Raw genomic sequence first — 14,343 nt, 5'->3', positions numbered from 1 at the left:
GCCATGGCCGGTGTTTTTTATTGGCTGCAGCTGCATTGGTGCGGCAGATGGTTATTCGTAAACCGCTTTAGTCTCTAAGGCTTTTTTGGCTTCCAGTTCACGCAAGCGGCGTTCTTTGGTCGCTTCTAAGTCTTTTTGTTGTTGTTGCACTTTGGAAGGTGCTGTTGGCATTGGTTTACGTGGCAGTTTTTTCTCAGCCATCGCTGCTTCATACAGGAAACCAGCCATCAGCACAGAGGCTTGTTTTAAGTCCTCTTCAACCACATGGTCGATAGAGTCGATATGGGTGTGGTGCAGTCTGGTGCTGTAATCCAGCGGATCCTGAATAAACTGGAAACCAGGTAAACCCACATCATCAAAAGACTCATGGTCGGTGCCGCCGGTCGATAAAGGCGAAATGGTGCCTGTGCTTAAGTCGCTGTAAGGGCCAAACCAGTCAGTAAATACCGGTTTCACTGCCACATTGCCTTCGGTATAAATGCCGCGGAACTTACCACTGCCGTTATCCATATTAAAATACACCGACAATTTGTCGTAACCTGCTTTTGGCTGAATTGGCCAGCCCGGGCTTGACCACAAATACCTTGGCAAAGCTTTTTCGGCGGCGTCTTCCGGCTCTGGCCGGCTCGCCAGGAAGTCATTGACATAAGCGCGGGAGCCGTATAAACCCTGCTCTTCACCCGACCAGAGGGCAATACGGATAGTGCGTTTAGGTTTAACATTCAGTTTGCTTAAAATACGCACCGCTTCCATCGCCACTGCCACACCGGCGCCGTTATCTACAGCACCATCGCTGGCATGCCAGGAGTCGAGGTGACCACCCACCATCACCACTTCATCTGTGCTGCCCGGAATTTCGGCAATGGTGTTATAAGACTTCATATCTTCGTCGTGGAAACGGGCTTTAATATCCAGCGTCAGTTTGGGTTGTTCTTTGCGGTCCAGCATCCGCAGCAGCAGGCTGTAGTCTTCCTGTTCGATGATCATGGCCGGCACTGGGAAGGTTTCCCCTTCTTTATGTGATTTGCCAAATACCCGCACCAAACCACCCTGACGGCTGCTGCGGTAAATTACAGCCGCAACTTTTTCTTTTAATAAAAATGCATCTAACTCTTTGTTAAATTTATAACTTTGCATGCGACTGTCGCGCAAAGCTTTGGTCATAAAAGACTCATAACTGGCGCGGGCGCTGGTGTCGTAATCTTTCAGTTCTGTTAGTTTTTGTGCGCTTAAACGTTCAAAAATAACGGTTTTTGGTGCTTCTATTTTTACATCTTCGCCCATCAGCAGCACTTTACCCGCCAGTTTGCCGGCATAAGCCGCCAGATCAGCAGTGGTATTGACGTCAAATAACATCACTTCACCTGTGACCGCGCCCTGGGTGCCAGGTGTCCAGGCCACCGGAATACCGTGTAACGATTGCTGACGTGGACCTGCCAGCGTGATGCTGGCCGATTCGCTGCTCCAGCCACGGCCAAATTCAAAAGCATGTAACTGGCCGTTTTTTAAACCCCAGTCTTTCAGTTGTTGTAAGGTCCAGTGGTTGGCTTGCACCATCTGTGGCGAGGCTGTCAAACGGGGTCCAATCTTATCGGTCAGATGCTCCAGCGTATGCATCACCTGAGACTGGTGAAAACCTTCATGACGGATTTTATTGGCCATATCCAGATCGGCAGCAACAAGGGCCGCTGGTGAAAACAGCATCACAGGTAAAAAAAGACGTTTCATAACAGTTCCCGGCATTAATAAGTTATTGTTTTTAAATACTGTGGCAAATAACAAAACTGCCAAACCCCAACAGATTTGTTTGACCAGCAGTAAATGAGCCGGCAAGCAAAGGCAATATGTTTGCGGTCATTGTGAGCAGCGGGGCGATATTCTGTGGTTTGGGCCGACATGGTGGCGGTTATTTGTCTTTAAAGCGGCAAAAAAAGCAGTGTTGTTACAGTAAAAAGCTGGAGCGGGTGATGGGAATCGAACCCACGGCTCTACCTTGGGAAGGTAGGGTATTACCATTATACGACACCCGCTTTGGCGGTTAAGTTACTGAAGGCACAAGCTTATGTCAATTGCCTGCTTTTGTGCTGCCCTGTCGGCAGCCAGGCCGTATTTTGACAGGCCGCACGCCGGTGCAATGTGCAAAGGCGGCGTTTGTATCTGCCTGATGTGTTGTCAGCGTGTTAAAGTGGCGCTGTTTTTTGCCTGCCACGGAGTGTTGTGATGTCTGGATCTGCCGCCGCTATTTTGGCCCGTCGCCGCCAACAAGGTGAAGTTGCTGCTTTATTGCCACAAGAATTGCGCCCGCAAAATTTTGCTGAGGCTTTTGCATTGCAGCAGCAAGTGGCCACTTTGATGCCTTCGGCCATTGCCGGCTGGAAATGCGCTTTGCCTGGTGCCGACAAACAAGTGGTAGCGCCTGTTTATGCGGATGATCTCACTATCTCACCTGCGGCAATCTGCCCCATTTGGCCTTCGGTGCTCCCTGCTTCTGCTGGTTTAGCCAGAGTAGAGCCGGAACTGGCTTTTGTATTCAGCCGTGATTTGCCAGCACTTGGTGCTGATGCAAAACCTTACCAGCAAGCAGAAATAGATGCCGCCATTGGCGAAATCAGACTGGCGCTTGAGCTGATCCAAAGCCGGTTTTTAGCCGACAGTGCTGCTGGTTATTTTGATCAACTAGCCGATGGTTTATTTAATCAGGGCTTGTATCTGGGGCCTGTGCTTGCGGCTGAACCTTTGCAGACCAGCCAGTTTTGCCTGCAGATTCGCTGTGCAGATGGCCGTTGTATTAAGCAAGAAGCCAAACATCCGAATGACAATGCCAAATCGGCTTTGTATTGGCTGGTGAACTTTTTATCGACTCAGGGTATCGGAATCAAAGCCGGACAGGCGGTGATCACCGGCTCTTATGCCGGTGTTATTGAGTTGCCGCTGAATCAGCCAATTCAGTTCCAATATGGCGACTGGGGGCAATTTCAGTTGCAGTTTCAGGCCAAACAGGCGCTGTAAGCGTTATACCGGCTGCAGCTCACAATATCAGTTTCTGCTGTCCGCCTTTACGATCTGCAGCGCCATACAAAGCGTTGTGGCTAATGTGTTTTTGCAATCTATCTGCTGTAACCTTTTTTATAACAGCAATAACAACAAGGATTTGGCATGGAGTTTTTGCCGCAACATGGGTTAAGCATGACACCCTTATTGTCTTTTGGCGTGCTGCTGGTGGTAGGCACTTTGGGCGGTTATCTGGCGCATCGCTGGTCCTGGTTGCCCAGTATCACAGGTTTTATGGGGGTTGGTTTTTTAGTCGGCCCCAGTGTGTTGGGTTTATTGGATTACAACACCTTAAAAGACGCCCGTATTTTAATCGATATAGCGCTGGCACTGATTTTATACCGGCTGGGTTCGTCACTTGATTTACGTTTTATCCGCGCATCTCCCAGATTGTTGGCGGTGGCTTTGCTGGAGTCTGGTCTGACTTTTATGGCGGTGTTTAGCGTCAGTTTCTGGTTGGGTTTTAGCCCGGTAATAGCCGCTGTGATAGCCGCCATTCTGATTTCCTCGTCGCCGGCAGTGTTATTACACGTGGCGCATGAAGTGGGTGCCAAAGGCCCGGTGACAGAGTCGGCCAAAACCCTGGTAGCACTGAATAACTTATTGTCTTTTCTGGTGTTTGCGTTGGTGATCCCGGCTTTATTGCTACATGAAAATGCCAGCTGGCAACAAGTAGTGCTGCAACCTTTGTATTTATTGTTTGGTTCGGCCCTGCTGGGTATTTGTATTGGGCTTGGCCTGCATTTTGTCAGCAGCCGCACTGCCAAAGCGGCGCAATATAAGCTGGCGCTGGTGGTGGGGGCGCTGATGTTAACCCTTGGGCTGGCCCAGCAGCTGCAATTGTCGATGTTATTTGCGCCTTTAATAGTGGGCATAGTGGTGCGTAGTGTAGAGCAAGAGGAAGTGGTGTCTGCGCTGGAGTTTGGCAGTGCTTTTGAGCTGTTTTTTATTGTGTTATTTGTATTTGCCGGTGCCAGTTTACATCTGAAAGAGTTAATTGCTTATGCGCCAGCCATTCTGGCTTTAGTGTTAACCCGCTCTTTGGTGAAAGTGCTGGCGGTGAGTGTAGCGCTGCGGTTTGGTTTGCAGCCCTGGCGCAAAGCACAGGCAACAGGTTTGTTGTTAATTCCGATGGCGGGCCTGGCCATTGGTCTGGTGCAAACCAGCGGCAAGCTGGTGCCGGAGCAGGCCGCTGTGATAGCAGCAGTAGTGCTGGGCGCTGTCACTTTGTTTGAAACCTTTGGCCCGCCTATTGCCGCTTTTGCTTTTGGTCTGGCCGGAGAAGCGGCCGACAGTACGCCGGTAAGGCCAAAAAGCCCATGGCGGCAAGGGGTCTGGCGTCAGCAACATGAAGTGCAGGTGGATGTGTCGGCGCTGGTGGCTGCTGAGCCGGAAGATAACGCGCTTGTTGAGACTAAAAACCAGAGCAGCCGCAGTTTTCGGTTTTGGCCTTTTGGCCGGGAGAAAAGTTAAAACCCAGCTTTGATCTTGTGCTGGTGGCCTGATTATTTCAGTGTCAGGCGCTGTTTTTTTCTGTGGAGTTGTGTCAGCTTTAAAATAAAGGCCATCTAAAGGGCTAAAAGTCCATTTTGTTGCCTGTTTTGTAATCTGTCAGTGTTGAGTACCAACAAAGAACAGGCTAGGGTGGATTAAAAATAAGCAGTTATTACGACAACAGCAGCAACAGCAAAACAACAGACGCCACAGCGCGCAGCAAGAGGAATGGGACATGTCACAATATGCTGCCTTGAGGGCAAATGTGGGTCTGCTGGGCACTCAGCTCGGCGACACAGTACGCAACCAGTTAGGCGACGCAGTATTGGAGCGGATTGAACAAATCCGTTTGTTAGCCAAACAAGCCCGGCAGGGCACCGACACTGAAAACCAACAACTGAAACAAATTCTGGCAAGCCTGGGTGATGATGAAATTTTGCCGGTGGCGCGTGCTTTTGCCCAGTTTTTAAATCTGGCCAATTTAGCCGAGCAGTACCACACCATTTCTAAAGCCGGCCACAGTGCTATTGAAAAACCAGAACCTTTGGCTGAATTGTTGGCGTTGTTACAGCAAAAAAATGTCGATGTTGCCAAAACCCGTCAGGCGGTGGCTGATTTATCGATAGAGCTGGTACTAACAGCACATCCGACTGAAGTGACCCGCCGCACCCTGATTTATAAACTCACCCAAATTGCCGATTGTCTGGCCGAGCTGGAGCAGGATGTTACCCCGGCGCAGCGCCATAAAATTGAGCTTAGGCTCAGTGATTTAATTACCCAGGCCTGGCATACCAACGAAATCCGTGAGCAGCGGCCAACACCAGTTGATGAAGCTAAATCCGGTTTTGCCGTGATTGAAACCTCGTTGTGGTATGCCATTCCGGACTTTATCCGTGAGTTGGATGACGCATTAAAACCAGTGCTTGGCCATGGTTTGGCGCTGGACGCCGCCCCTATTAAGTTTTCCAGCTGGATGGGTGGCGATCGCGACGGTAACCCTTTTGTCACAGCCAAAGTCACCCGTCAGGTGTTGTTATTAAGCCGCTGGAAAGCCGCCGATTTATTCAGCCGCGACCTGGAAGTGCTGGGCAACGAACTGTCGATGAACCTGGCCAATAACGATTTATTGGCCGCCAGCGGCAACTCGTCAGAGCCTTACCGTGATGTATTAAAACAGTTAAAAAACAAACTGGTGTATACCCGCGACTGGCTGGGTGAAGCGCTTAAACACGACAGATTACAAAAGCCGGATGATTTGCTCTGGCATAACAATCAGCTGTTAGAACCACTGCTGTTGTGTTACCGCTCGCTTATCGACTGCAAAATGCAGGTGATTGCCAACGGTCAGCTACTGGATACCATCCGCCGTGCTTATGCTTTTGGTTTAACTTTGTTAAAACTGGATGTGCGGCAGGAGTCGGGCCGCCATACCCAGGTGTTCAGCGAATTTACCAAATATTTAGGTTTGGGGGATTATGCGCAGTGGGACGAAGGCGCCCGCCAGGCGTTTTTACTGAATGAACTCGCCAGCAAAAGGCCGTTGTTTCCAAAAAACTGGCAGCCCAGCGCCGAAGTGCAGGAAGTGCTGGATACCTGTGACATTGTTGCCCGCCATGGCAGTGAAGCGCTTTCTACTTATGTGATTTCGATGGCAGGTCAGCCGTCTGATGTGCTGGCGGTGCAGCTGCTGCTTAAAGACGCCGGCATTAGTTTCCCAATGCGGGTAGCACCTTTATTTGAAACTCTTGCCGATTTAACCAATGCGCCTGAATGTATCAGCAAGTTACTGAGCATCGACTGGTATCGTGGTTATATTCAGGGCAAACAGGAAGTGATGATTGGTTATTCCGACTCAGCCAAAGACGCCGGCGCTATAGCGGCAGGCTGGGCGCAATACAGTGCGCAGGAAGCTTTGGTGGCTATTTGCCAACAAGCCAAAGTGCAGCTGACGTTATTCCACGGCCGTGGTGGTACTATTGGCCGTGGCGGCGGCCCGGCTCACGCCGCTATTTTGTCGCAGCCACCAGGTTCGTTGGCCGGTGGCCTGCGGGTCACCGAACAAGGCGAAATGATCCGCTTTAAATTTGGTTTAAGTCAGTTGGCGCAGCGTAGTCTGGCGCTGTACGCCTCTGCGGTGCTGGAAGGGGTATTGTTACCACCACCGGTACCAAAAACAGAATGGCGGGCGTTGATGCAACAACTGGCCACAGATTCTTGTGAAGCTTATCGCGCTATAGTGCGGCATCACCCTGATTTTGTGCGGTATTTCCGCGCAGCCACGCCAGAGCTGGAGCTTGGTCAGTTGCCGCTTGGCAGTCGTCCACCCAAACGTAACCCCAATGGTGGAGTGGAAAGTTTAAGGGCTATTCCGTGGATTTTTGCCTGGTCACAAAACCGCTTAATGCTCCCCGCCTGGCTGGGTGCTGGCAGTGCTTTGGCTAAAGTGGTGGCCGCAGGTAACACCACAACTATCCACCAGATGCGCCGCGAATGGCCGTTTTTTGCCACTCGTTTGTCGATGCTGGAAATGGTGTACCTCAAAGCCGACGCCCAGATTGCCGCTTATTACGACGAAAAACTGGTGCCGGCTGAGCTTAAACATTTAGGGGTTGAGCTTAGAAGCCAATTGGAAGCCGACAGTAAGCTGCTGCTGCAACTGATTGACGCTAAAGATTTTATGGCCAACGAAAGCTGGATCAGAGAGTCGATAGTGCTGCGCAACACTTATGTCGACCCATTGCATATTTTGCAGGTGGAACTATTAAACCGCGTGCGTCACGCCCCGGAAACGGTCAACGACAATATTAAACGCGCTTTAATGGTGACTATTGCCGGTATAGCGGCGGGTATGCGTAACTCGGGGTAAAACCTATTGTTGCCTTGGTAAATTCAGCATGAGCAAATAAGGCGCCGGATGGCGCCTTTTTTGTGGTTTTTTGCAAAGCCTGTGATGCACTGAGTGGATAATCAAGCTTGCAGGCTCAGCTTTTCTTAATTTTCTGATAAAAAACAACAGCAGGCGAAGCCTTGTTATTGCTGAAATAAACCTATTTTAGAAACTAATTTTGTCGCATAGTTGGATTTAATGTATAGAAATTGTTCATAAGATTAATTATGTTTGTGTCTGCTGATTAACGATTTGCTGTATTAACTCAGCAGATCAATAACTATAAACTCAGACCCAAGGAAACAACTTATGTTGATTGGAACAACTCCATTTAAAAAGTCACTGCTCGCAACTATGTTGTTTGGTGGTGTGTTTGCTGCTGCCGGTGCGCAGGCGCAGGACACAACAGCAGCAACAGCAGAAAACAAAGAAGAAGTTGAAGTTATTACCGTCACTTCACGGAAAAGAACTGAAAGCCTGGTGCAAATTCCAATGGCGGTTTCTTCAGTATCAGCGGTAGAAATTTCTAACCGTAACCTGTTGAATAAAGAAGACTTATTCAGAACGCTGGCCGGTGCGGCCAACCCGCGTGGTGAATTAATTTTACGCGGTTTGTCAGGTGGTAACAGTTCAGCGCCCGGTACCAGCTCGTCTTTTACCGACGACATTCCCTTTGATTTTGGCGAGTTATACGACGTAGACGCAGTTGAAGTATTGCGTGGTCCACAAGGTACTTTGTGGGGTTCTAACGCTATTGGTGGTACCGTCCGGGTGTTAACCCGCAAGCCACAATTAAACGAATTTGAAATCTCTACTGCGTTGCAGAACAAAACGGTGAAAAATGTCGACGGCCAGGATTTACGTGGCTGGACAGCAGTGAATATTCCGTTGCTGGACGACACTCTGGCACTGCGGTTTACCGGCCATTCATCTGACAAACCTGGTGCTATTAAAAACGCCCAGACCGGTGTACAGCGTAATCGCAAAGATAACTACACCCGCACTCAACTGTTATGGCAACTGACTGAAGACACCAGCTTTAACCTGGCGTACTGGAATGTCACCTCAAAACGTATTGGTACCTTGTCGTCTGATATGTCGGTTCCTGGTTATTACTGGACGGCAGATTTAACCCCCAATGCTGAATCACCTATTGGTTACGACATTGATTACAACAGAGTGAACTGTGCCAACCCAACGGACAACAGACCACAATGCCGCAGCGGTAGCAAAATTGGTGGTGTAGACAAAAAATACACCATTTGGGAGCAGCTTGATGGCTGGCTGGAAAACAGCACAGATTTACTGACGCTCAAAGGTGAGTTTGACAATATCGGCAACTTTGCCAACGGCAGCTACACCGGTTCTTACCGGGTGTTTAAAGAAAACAGCCTGGACAACTGGTCGCGGCTGGATATGGAAGACATGGTCAAAACCTGGATCCTGAACGACGATGAAACCAGCAGAGTGACCCATGAATTCCGTTTGCAGGACAATAACCAGGGCAACCTGAAGTGGACAGTTGGTTATTTTTATGACAAAGACTGGCGTGGTGTGTCACCGGACACCCAGTGGCAATACCATGAAACCGACGCCCGCAGCATTGCTATTTTCACTGACTGGTCGGGTATGGCTTATGATCCGGGCTGGGCAGAGCAAGGTATCAACACTATTGCGCAGTTAGGTCAGCAGTTATACGGCGACAATTCGAAAAACTACAACCTGTCTTACAACGGCAGCTGGGCACTGGAACAAGCACTGTTTGGTGAAACCAGCTACCTGATTGAAACCGGCAGTGTTGGTAATTTTGAATTAACCGCAGGTATCCGTTTTTACGAGCTGGAAGACTACAGCAGCTACAACCAATCCGGTGTCTGGATTGGCTCGACCGCCAACAGCACCACTTCCGGTGGTAAAGAGTCTGGCAACAGAAAAAAATTCAGTCTGGCCTGGTTACCTGAACAAAACCAGTCGGTGTATTTGTTAGCGGCTGAAGGTTATCGCCCTGGTGGTAACAATGCGCCTCTGGCAAATGCCTGTCAGAACGACGAATTTGCCGGCGCCCGCAAAGACCGTTACACCAGTGACAGCATCATGAACTATGAGCTGGGTTATAAAGCCAATCTTGATAACAAGCTGCAATTTACTGTAGCGGCTTATCAGATCAACTGGGATGACGTGATTGTCAGCGTTTATATGCCAAGCTGTGGTTTCAGCTACACCGGCAATGCGGCAAAAGCCCGTTCACGTGGTCTTGAATGGGAAAGTAAATATCAGTTAACTGAACAAACCAACCTGGTATTTAACACTTCTTATACCAACTCTAAGTTGCTGGTTGATGTAGCGTCACTGCAGGCCAAAGCTGGTCAGGAAATGACCATGGTACCTAAATACAATGCGTTTTTAGGTATTGACCATACATTGCAGTTATTTAACCGCGACGCTTCTGTGCGGTTAGATGTGGAAGCTTATGGCAAATATAACTCGCACTTTAACGCCCGTGCCGACGGTTCAGATTCTGTACCTTCGTACCACCGTCTGAACTTATCTACCCGTTTTGATGTAAATCCAAACACCAAAATCAGCGTTTTTGTGAAAAACCTGCTGGACGAAGAAGTGATTAACTACAAACGGGCGCGTAGCCGAGGCACCAACACCCGCAACGATTTGGCGGTGGATTTTGCCGAAGAGCGTAGCTTAACCATCCGTCTGGATTACACCTTTTTCTAAGTTGTGACAGGACGATAAAAGCAGGCTGACATTGGGCCTGAGATAAAAATAAAACCCCGGCTTTTGCCGGGGTTTTTGCCGGGGCTTTTGTTAAAGAACGCCGCTTAACCACAGGTCTGAATTACAGCTTTTTCTAAGTTGTGACAGGACGATAAAAGCAGGCTGATATTCGGCCTGAGATAAAAATAAAACCCCGGCTTTTACCGGGGTTTCTGCCGGGGCTTTTGTTAAAGAACGCCGCTTAACCACAGGTCTGAATTACAGCTTTTTCTAAGTTGCCACAGGACGATAAAAGCAGGCTGATATTCGGCTTGAGATAAAAATAAAAAACCCCGACTTTTGCAGGGGTTTCTGCCGGGTTTTTTGTTGGGCGTTTTGCTGTGGCTACGGCGCTGGATCTTCCCATAATAAATTATCAAAATTGGTGGCCAGCAGCACCAGACTGGCTGTGGCCAGTAAATCCTGCTCAGCAGCGTTGCCTTGTTGCCATAACAACACCCGGCCTTCGTTGATTTTTTCCACCGACCAATACAGTTGTTGTTGTTTTTTTAAGTGAAAACCAAGCGGCACTGCACTGCTGAACAAACCACCCTGGAGCTGATGTACTGAGCTGATGTCGTACACAGCGTTGCCGCTAACCAGCTGCCCCTGCAGACGATTGAGATGATCCTGACGCAGCGACAGCTCGCCCTGCAAAGCGCCTGCGAAGGTACAGGATAATACCGGCAAGTTGCCAAAAGCCGGATCAACAGCCAACGTGCCTTTACTTGCGCTCAGCAGCAGACCACTACAACGCGCTGCGCTGCCGGTGTTGGTGCTGATGGTTTTGCCATGATAAGTGCCGCCAATCCCAATCTTGCCAAAGTTCAGCCCGGCATCAAGCCGGCCTTTATCCTTAAGCTGGGTGGTATGCCAGCGACCAAATTGCAGCGGTTTATCCCAGGCAAAAGGATTGGCACCACTCACCGTATATTCAACAGCTGTGGCCGCCGACTCAGGCAGCGCCATTTTTGCGGTCGACACACATGCGGTTAAAGTCAGTACAGCGGGCCATAAACACCAGCTTAAGCGGTTCGAAACTCTCATTATCAATCCTCCGGGGACACTGTTACAGCCTGCTGGCTGGATGCCAGGCCATAGTAAAAAAGCACCGCTGGCGGGATCTGTAATTCTTTGTCAGCAGATGTTGTTTCTTGTGTGCAGGAAGTTGTTTTTGTTGTGGCCGTTGCTCAGTTGGCAACAGCTTGATTTCGGGGAAAAACAAACACAGCGGTAGCGCATAGGCCGCTGTGTTTAGTAATAAGCGTGGTGTGAAAAACCGCTGTCTGATCAGCTGTTACGCTGGGCGTCAGTGGGCTAAGCCGGTGCTGAGCAGGCTACGCAGTGGCTGATAAGGCGCTTCATCCACAGGTGCCAGTTGGGTGCTCTGGCGAAATTCCGCCCAGCCCTGTTGCAGGCCTTTTAATACAGCTTCAGCTTGTGGAGCCTTGCTAAGCTGTTGACTTAGTTTGTTACAAGGCAAAGTCTGACTGTTACAAAGTAAAGCGCCAAAAGGCAGTTCGGCGGAACGCCAGATTTCGCGGACGCCTTTAGGCAGCTGTGCCGGTAAGGTTGCGGTTGCCACTATACCAAGGCCTTGTTCGCTGGCTGCCAAAGCCGGAACTACCGCCTGATGACTGCCAACATAATCAAACTTCAGCTTTGAAAACTGCCCGGCCAGTTGCTGTTTGAGTTCTGCAGTGGCAATAAGTCCGCCGGACGCCGAATCAGGCCAGACCGCAAATACCGTCAGTGGCTGGCCTTGTGGTAACAGCAGTTGCAGCTGCTGAAAATCTGTTACATTTTTGCCAAGCACACTCGAGGTATACACAGCTTGTTGTTGCGTTTGTTGGCCAGCGGGCACCAGAAAATTCAGCATGGTTTTAGTCTGTTGCTGAATTTGCAGATAGGCCACCAGATTGGGCACCACCAGATCAGCCTTGCCCTGCACAGCAAGCTTTACCAGCTCATCCGGTTTGTTTGCCACTAGCACTGTCACCTGCTGTTGTTGCTGAGCAGCCAGCCAGTTGGCTAAAGGGGTGACAGCCGCCTGCCGGTTGATATCAGGGTAGGCATAAGTAGCCACCACCAGCGGTTTGCTGTGGCCCTGCAGGCTGAAAAACACAGAGCACAGCCACAGGCAAAGCGGCCGCGACATAAAACGCAGCGGTTGCCGCAACAATGCAGAACTTAAAGGTATCAGTGGCGATGACATAAAAAAAACTGTGCTGATTGGAATGAAACTGGCAGCTTAGCGTTTTGCCTGCTGGTTCGTCCAGTGCAGGCAGCGTGCATCAGCAGCAGTGCTAAAAGGCGCAGGCCCCTGGCTGTTTTGGCTTGTCAGGGGCGCATCCAAACAATGATTTATTTAATTCTGTTGGCAAATTTTGACACTGAATCAACCACTTGTTGGGCGGCGAGCTGAATATCGTCAATCACCAGCCGCGCCTGACCTATCAGCGCATTCACATCCTGAGCTTGTTGTTGGCTCTGTTCTATCATTTGCACCGCATTGGATGACAGCTGCTGATTGCGGTTCACTACATCCACTATCTCCACAGTGGCAGCACTGGTGCGCGACGCCAGCTGACGCACTTCGTCGGCCACAACAGCAAAACCACGGCCTTGTTCACCGGCCCGCGCTGCTTCAATGGCAGCATTCAGCGCCAATAAATTGGTTTGATCGGCAATACCCTGAATACTCTGGATAATACTCTGCACCAGCTGGCCCTGGCGGGCGAGGTCGTTAATGTTCTCTACTGCTTTACTCATCTGGGCTTCAAGCTGCTGCATCAGGGCGGCGGTGTCGTGCATCACCTGTTTACCCTGACGCGAGCTTTGATCAGTGGCCTGTGAGGTAGAAAAAGCCACCTGGGCGGCACTGGCTACTTCCCGTTCCTGCAGCACTTGATCTGTGATCACAGTGGCAAACTTCACCACTTTGTAAAATTCACCACGGGCATTGGCAATAGGGTTATAAGAGGCTTCCAGCCAAACTTCACGCCCGGCATTATCTACCCGGCGAAAACGGTCGGCGACAAACTGGCCCTGGCCTAAACGTTGCCAGAACTGGCTGTATTCGGCACTTTGCTGGATATCGGCCGGGCAAAACATTTTGTGATGTTTACCGGCAATATCATTTAACCGGTAGCCCATAGCCTGTAAAAACAAGTCGTTAGCGCTAAGTACATGGCCTTGCATATCAAATTCAATCACAGCGGTAGAGCGTTGCATGGCTTTGATCAGCGCGTCATGCTGCTGCGACGTTTCAATGGTGCGGGTGAGGTTATTGGCATAAATTTCAAAATGATCAAGCTTACCTGCACTGGTTTTTACCGGACAAAGCGCCGCCCGCAACCAGAATTCCTGCCCCTGCCGGTTGGCAATTTGCCAGGCACCTATCCAGAATTCACCGTTTCTAAGCGCAGTGGCCAGCTTTTTAAAATGTTCGGTTTGCTGCAAAAAAGACGGCACCAAATCCAGCACTTGCCGGCCAATGACGTCCATTTCACTAAGTGTACTTTCACTGCAAAAATTCGCATTCACAGCCCGGATTTTGCCGTTAGCGTCCATGGTTAAACGCATCATTTGTTTACCGACGCTGTCACGAATTTGCGCCTGCATACTGACTTGTTCTTTTAACTGTTCGTTTTCTTCCCGCAAAGCCTTCAGGCCGAACCAATCAAACATAAACAATCCTCTGATTTGAGTGCACTTATCAGGTGGCAAGTACTGCATTGACTCTATACAGCAAGTATCGATAACTCAAGTTGTCGGCTTATGCTCTTTGGCAGGAGTACTGTTATCTGCGATTGGCTTTTGATTCTTTTTCATGGCCTGGGGCACGGTTCACACTTATAGGTGACACTTTAGTTTAAGCACATAGGTAACAGGTTCGTGCACAGACGTAGGCTACACATTATTTGGTTTTGTTGATGCCTGCGGCATGGCGCTAAGCGGAGACTCGCCTCCGCGGGCGAATCACTTTTTGTGTCGACAAAAAGTGACGCAAAAAACGACCCCGGTACGGTTCACACTCATAGGTGACACTTTAGTTCAACCACATAGGTAACACTTCTCTGGATGAAATTAACCACATCCGGAGGAGATTATGCCGTGGAATGAGGTGAAGCCTATGGATG

Annotated in this window: 8 protein-coding genes and 1 tRNA gene; 4 read left to right on the top strand and 5 right to left on the bottom strand. The window is 49.8% G+C overall.

Annotation, left to right across the window (positions count from 1 at the left end):
- Positions 1–51: 51 nt before the first annotated feature.
- On the bottom strand, positions 52–1,728 hold the full coding sequence (locus RCH83_RS14645; RefSeq protein ID WP_306523414.1) for a M20/M25/M40 family metallo-hydrolase: 1,677 nt from the start codon (positions 1,726–1,728) through the stop codon (positions 52–54).
- Positions 1,729–1,956: 228 nt separating this feature from the next.
- Positions 1,957–2,030 (bottom strand) — tRNA-Gly (locus RCH83_RS14640).
- Between the two features lie 190 nt (positions 2,031–2,220).
- On the opposite strand from RCH83_RS14640, the gene RCH83_RS14635 reads away from it, so the two are divergent.
- From RCH83_RS14635 to RCH83_RS14620, 4 genes are all read left to right on the top strand, one after another.
- The gene (locus RCH83_RS14635) at positions 2,221–3,009 is read left to right on the top strand and encodes a fumarylacetoacetate hydrolase family protein (RefSeq protein ID WP_306523412.1); all 789 of its coding nucleotides are present in this window, start codon (positions 2,221–2,223) and stop codon (positions 3,007–3,009) included.
- 147 nt (positions 3,010–3,156) lie between these two features.
- On the top strand, positions 3,157–4,524 hold the full coding sequence (locus RCH83_RS14630; RefSeq protein WP_306523410.1) for a cation:proton antiporter: 1,368 nt from the start codon (positions 3,157–3,159) through the stop codon (positions 4,522–4,524).
- Positions 4,525–4,780: 256 nt separating this feature from the next.
- On the top strand, positions 4,781–7,411 hold the full coding sequence (gene ppc, locus RCH83_RS14625; protein ID WP_306523407.1) for a phosphoenolpyruvate carboxylase: 2,631 nt from the start codon (positions 4,781–4,783) through the stop codon (positions 7,409–7,411).
- Positions 7,412–7,741: 330 nt separating this feature from the next.
- Complete coding sequence (locus RCH83_RS14620; protein ID WP_306523405.1) at positions 7,742–10,162, top strand: TonB-dependent receptor; 2,421 nt, start codon at positions 7,742–7,744, stop codon at positions 10,160–10,162.
- A 384-nt stretch (positions 10,163–10,546) separates the two neighbouring features.
- Here RCH83_RS14620 and RCH83_RS14615 read toward each other — a convergent pair whose 3' ends face one another.
- The 3 genes from RCH83_RS14615 to RCH83_RS14605 form a co-directional block, all read right to left on the bottom strand.
- Positions 10,547–11,248, bottom strand: coding sequence for a hypothetical protein (locus RCH83_RS14615; protein WP_306523403.1), 702 nt, complete (start codon positions 11,246–11,248; stop codon positions 10,547–10,549).
- 262 nt (positions 11,249–11,510) lie between these two features.
- Positions 11,511–12,416, bottom strand: coding sequence for a PhnD/SsuA/transferrin family substrate-binding protein (locus RCH83_RS14610; RefSeq protein ID WP_306523401.1), 906 nt, complete (start codon positions 12,414–12,416; stop codon positions 11,511–11,513).
- Between the two features lie 149 nt (positions 12,417–12,565).
- Positions 12,566–13,891: a PAS domain-containing methyl-accepting chemotaxis protein gene (locus RCH83_RS14605; RefSeq protein ID WP_306523399.1), complete on the bottom strand. Its 1,326-nt coding sequence runs from the start codon at positions 13,889–13,891 to the stop codon at positions 12,566–12,568.
- Positions 13,892–14,343: the final 452 nt, after the last annotated feature.

The organism is Rheinheimera sp. (assembly GCF_030824435.1).
Taxonomy (GTDB): Bacteria; Pseudomonadota; Gammaproteobacteria; order Enterobacterales; family Alteromonadaceae; genus Pararheinheimera.
This window is presented reverse-complemented; position numbering and strand designations above follow the sequence as displayed.

What these genes read in the sequence shown, in the direction of transcription:
- RCH83_RS14635 (WP_306523412.1), top strand. Translation starts at nt 2,221, where the DNA reads ATGTCTGGATCTGCCGCCGCTATTTTGGCCCGTCGCCGCCAACAAGGT.
- RCH83_RS14630 (WP_306523410.1), top strand. Translation starts at nt 3,157, where the DNA reads ATGGAGTTTTTGCCGCAACATGGGTTAAGCATGACACCCTTATTGTCT.
- RCH83_RS14610 (WP_306523401.1), bottom strand. Translation starts at nt 12,416, where the DNA reads ATGTCATCGCCACTGATACCTTTAAGTTCTGCATTGTTGCGGCAACCG.
- ppc (WP_306523407.1), top strand. Translation starts at nt 4,781, where the DNA reads ATGTCACAATATGCTGCCTTGAGGGCAAATGTGGGTCTGCTGGGCACT.
- RCH83_RS14645 (WP_306523414.1), bottom strand. Translation starts at nt 1,728, where the DNA reads ATGAAACGTCTTTTTTTACCTGTGATGCTGTTTTCACCAGCGGCCCTT.
- RCH83_RS14615 (WP_306523403.1), bottom strand. Translation starts at nt 11,248, where the DNA reads ATGAGAGTTTCGAACCGCTTAAGCTGGTGTTTATGGCCCGCTGTACTG.
- RCH83_RS14605 (WP_306523399.1), bottom strand. Translation starts at nt 13,891, where the DNA reads ATGTTTGATTGGTTCGGCCTGAAGGCTTTGCGGGAAGAAAACGAACAG.
- RCH83_RS14620 (WP_306523405.1), top strand. Translation starts at nt 7,742, where the DNA reads ATGTTGATTGGAACAACTCCATTTAAAAAGTCACTGCTCGCAACTATG.